Source organism: Sinomonas sp. (assembly GCF_051955515.1).
Lineage (GTDB): Bacteria > Actinomycetota > Actinomycetes > Actinomycetales > Micrococcaceae > Sinomonas.
Map to the genome: position 1 here is coordinate 1 of NZ_JBQCGQ010000084.1, position 2,812 is coordinate 2,812.

Genomic DNA, 2,812 nt, shown 5'->3' on the forward strand with positions numbered 1-2,812 from the left:
GAAGGTGGCCACGAAGACAAGCGCCGCCGGCAGCACCGAGAGCGAGGAGTAGACCGTGATCGCGCAGCCGGAGTTGCGGCTGGCGGCGAAATAGGACCGGAACCACTGCAGCGCGAGCCTCCCGAGTGGCCGATCGGAGCGCGAGCGCAGCCAACCCGTGACCCGCTGCGCACGGCTGCCGGACTCGGGCGGGTTCTCGCTCAGCGACTCGGCCATGCCGCTTACCTCTTGTCCTCGGCAATCATCGCCTCGAGCCGTTCGAAGCGCACCGTCAGGTCGTCGAACCGAGCGTTGAGGCGCTCCTCGAGCGCCGCCTCGTCCAGGCCCTCGGCGACGGCCTGCTCACGCTCGGCCCGGGCGACGAACGACGAGGTGATCGCGGCCGTGATGATCGCCAGGAAGGCGATCCCCTCGAGCATCACGACTGCGGCGACGAGACGGCCGGAGGCGTGGCGGGGTGTGACGTCGCCGTAGCCGACGGTCGTCACCGTCTGGAGCGCCCACCACATTCCGACCCAGATGCTCGAGTACTCCGAGTGGTCGAGCAACCGGATCAGGGTGCCGCCGCCGACCACGACGAGCGCCGTCGCCGTCACGATGACACTCGCCGCGAGTCGGACCGATGGAGGCTCGCGCAGGAACTTCGCCATCCGCCGGTCCATGGGATTCGGCCGCGGGGCCTCGCGAACTTTTCGGCCGACGTGCGCGAACTGCCGACGCCGTGGCTTTCTCATCGCGTTACGCCCACGCCCGAAAGCCGCTCAACGTGGTGACGGCCGAGGGTGTAAGCGACTTCTCGTGGCGGTTTCGGGCACCTGCTGAGGATCCCATCGCACGGGGACCTAGGGTTCACCCGAACCGGACGATATGCACCGTGTGTGGCGAAGGTAGAGAATCGGCCGTATGACCACGCGGACCGCACAACGGACTGAGCTCTCGCCTGGAAAGCGGACACGGCAGGCTGCCGCGCCCAAGATCGAACAGCTACCCGTCGCGGAGCGCGCTGCCCGAGGCAAGGCGGTACGGACCGACGTACCGCGCGGCGTTCACGCCGAATGGGAGCCGGCCTCCGACCGCCGTGATCCCGTGGAGGTCCTCGAGGAGCAGGCGCAGACGCGAGTGCCCGAGCTCGTGCCGATCCGCTACGGACGGATGCTCGTCTCCCCGTTCACGTTCTACCGCGGCGCGGCCGCGCTGATGGCCGCAGACCTCGCCAGCGGTCCGCGCTCGGAATTGCCCGTGCAGCTGTGCGGCGACGCGCATCTCTCGAACTTCGGCGCCTTCGCGGCCCCGGATCGTCGGCTGACCTTCGGAGTGAACGACTTCGACGAGACTCTTCCAGGGCCCTTCGAATGGGACCTGAAGCGTCTCGTGGCCAGCTTCGCCGTGGCAGGGCGCGACCGCGGCTTCGGCGCCAAGTTGCGAACTCGGATCAACTCGGGCGTTGTCCGCTCCTACCGGGAGTCGATGCGTGACTTCGCGTCCATGCGCAACCTGGATCTGTGGTACGCGCGAATCGAGGTCGACGACCTCGTCCGCGAGTTCGCCGCAGAGGCGACCGCCAAGCAGCTCAAGCAGACCGAGAAGAACGTCGCGCATGCGCGCACGAAGGACAGCCTCAAGGCGTTCGGGAAGCTGACCCAGGTTGTAGATGGGGTACCGCGGATCGTGAGTGATCCGCCGCTGATAGTCCCGGTGGAGGAGCTCGTGGACTCTCAGCAGGAAAGCTCCGTTTACGAGGCCTTCGAGGGCTTGATTCAGAGCTACCGGCGGACGCTCCCGAACGACCGCCGCCGGTTGATCGACGGCTTCCGCTTCGTCCACGCCGCCCGCAAGGTGGTCGGCGTCGGAAGCGTCGGGACGCGCGCGTGGATCGCCCTGATGATCGGTCGCGACGACGACGACCCACTCTTCCTGCAGGCAAAGGAGGCCGAGTCGTCCGTGCTCGAGCCGTATCTCGGCAAAGGCGAGTTCAAGAGCCACGGTCAGCGGGTGGTTGAAGGCCAGCGTCTGATGCAATCGGCGAGCGACATCATGCTCGGCTGGCTCTCGACCGAAGGGCTCGACGGAGTCAAACGCGACTTCTACGTGCGCCAGCTCTGGGACGCGAAGGGCTCGGCGGAGATCGAGACGATGGATCCGAACGCTCTTGCGATGTATGCGCGCATTTGCGGCTGGACGCTGGCCAAGGCTCACGCTCGATCGGGCGACGCGGTTGCCATCGCAGGCTATCTCGGGACGAGCCGCGTGTTCGACCAGGCGCTCGCGGCATTCGCAGAGATCTACGCCGACCAGAACGAGCGGGATTACCAGGCGCTCGAGGAGGCAGCCGAGTCCGGGCGGGTGGTGGCGCAGCCCGGCCTGTAGCTACGGCACCCGGCAGGCGATCCTGCCGTCGTACTGCTCGTTCGGGGGCGAAGGCTCTGCTCGAAGGACGAGGCACGTGCCGTATTTCGTCTCGATGACGTCGTCCTCGGCCGGAATGCGGGGCAGCTCGATCTCCTCGAGGTCTTGCCAGCCCGGTCCTTCGATGGTGATCAGATAGCGCTTCATTTGACTTCCTACACCGGCTTGCACCGCCAGCCTGGTGGAAGCGGAGGCGCGGCGCATCATCCGGTGGGGACGATGCGTGTCGTGCGGCCTCCCGGCGTTTGGCGCAGTTAGGCCAATCACGGGAGTACCTTGCATCGCGATCCTGGAACCGAGGGCCGGGCAGTGATGCCCGCGCGTCTGGCCCGCTGCGCGCGGGCAGCCGTCATCCCTGGGCCTCCGCCCCGGAGATGGTCGGGGGAGAGGCTGCCCGGTTCTCGAT

4 protein-coding genes are annotated in these 2,812 nt (G+C 67.3%); 1 reads left to right on the forward strand and 3 read right to left on the reverse strand.

Annotated elements, in window-relative coordinates:
* Together ACTHL9_RS04870 and ACTHL9_RS04875 are read right to left on the reverse strand one after the other, a co-directional pair.
* A partial coding sequence (locus tag ACTHL9_RS04870) for a hypothetical protein (protein WP_440517701.1) occupies window positions 1-216 on the reverse strand: 216 nt, incomplete at its 3' end.
* Between the two features lie 5 nt (window positions 217-221).
* Window positions 222-650 carry a potassium channel family protein gene (locus ACTHL9_RS04875; RefSeq protein WP_440517702.1) on the reverse strand — a complete coding sequence of 143 codons (429 nt, stop codon included), beginning with the start codon at window positions 648-650 and terminating at the stop codon, window positions 222-224.
* A 253-nt stretch (window positions 651-903) separates the two neighbouring features.
* Here ACTHL9_RS04875 and ACTHL9_RS04880 point away from each other — a divergent pair, with 253 nt between their 5' ends.
* Complete coding sequence (locus tag ACTHL9_RS04880) at window positions 904-2,367, forward strand: DUF2252 domain-containing protein (RefSeq protein WP_440517704.1); 1,464 nt, start codon at window positions 904-906, stop codon at window positions 2,365-2,367.
* Here ACTHL9_RS04880 and ACTHL9_RS04885 read toward each other — a convergent pair whose 3' ends face one another.
* Window positions 2,368-2,553 (reverse strand): hypothetical protein, encoded by a 186-nt coding sequence (locus ACTHL9_RS04885; protein WP_440517705.1) that lies wholly within the window; start codon window positions 2,551-2,553, stop codon window positions 2,368-2,370.
* Window positions 2,554-2,812 lie beyond the last annotated feature (259 nt).